The organism is Bathymodiolus heckerae thiotrophic gill symbiont (genome assembly GCF_900128515.1).
In the GTDB taxonomy this organism is placed as follows: Bacteria; Pseudomonadota; Gammaproteobacteria; order PS1; family Pseudothioglobaceae; genus Thioglobus_A.
Genome location: NZ_FQTP01000250.1, coordinates 1 through 865, shown reverse-complemented (window position 1 = coordinate 865; position 865 = coordinate 1). Strand labels below are relative to the sequence as shown.

The 865-nt window shown below is 41.2% G+C and carries 1 protein-coding gene; it reads right to left on the bottom strand.

The features are described from left to right. Positions 1-865, bottom strand: an 865-nt coding sequence (locus tag BTHERMOSOX_RS11670; RefSeq protein WP_138121254.1) for an IS30 family transposase, incomplete at both ends; no start/stop codon positions are given.

Here is an 865-nt window from a genome sequence, read left to right as displayed (position 1 = left end):
ATAAATCAACAGCCTTTCCTAAAAATAACTCAACTGGTTGTTTCCCACCTCGTGTTTTTCGAGGTCTTGTGTTGAGTCGCTTCATGACAAATTCAATCTGTGAATTTGTCACCTTGTTAAAGTCAGTGCCCTTTGGGAAGTGCTGTCTAATCAAGCCATTAGTATTCTCGTTAATACCTCTTTCCCAAGAAGAATACGGATGAGCAAAATATACATCCACATCCAGTACTTTAGCCATACGCTCATGTTCAGCAAATTCTAAGCCATTATCGTAGGTAATGGTATGAATCTTACTTGACATTGGCTTTAGCGCTTTAATAGTCTTATCAGCCAACTCAGTGGCATTCTTGCCATTAAGTTTAACAATAACAGTATAAAGTGATTTACGATCAACCAATGTGTAGATGGCGCTCTTCTTGTTTTTACCAATGATAGTGTCACCCTCCCAGTCGCCAATGCGTGATCTAGTGTTAACAAGCTCTGGACGCTGCTCAATACTCACAGCGTTCTTGATTCGTCCTCTGCGCTCATAACTACCATAGCGCTTACGATGGCTTTTGTGCAGGTGTCTAAGATGTTTATAGAGCGTGCCACCAGCACGCTTATCTTGCAGTAACATTCTGTAAATAGTCTCATGATGTAGCTTAGTTTTACCGTGCGTTATAAGATAATCACAAGCTTGTTCTGGGCTGAGCTCTTGTTTGATTAGCTCTATAATGTCTTGTCTAAGTTCTGGTGTGAGCTTAATGCTTTTACTGGCAGTTAATCTACGCATAGTAGCAAGCTCATTGGCTTGCTTGGGTCGATAGCCTCGTTTGCCAGTATTACGTTTAATCTCACGTGAGATAGTTGCCGGACTTCTGTT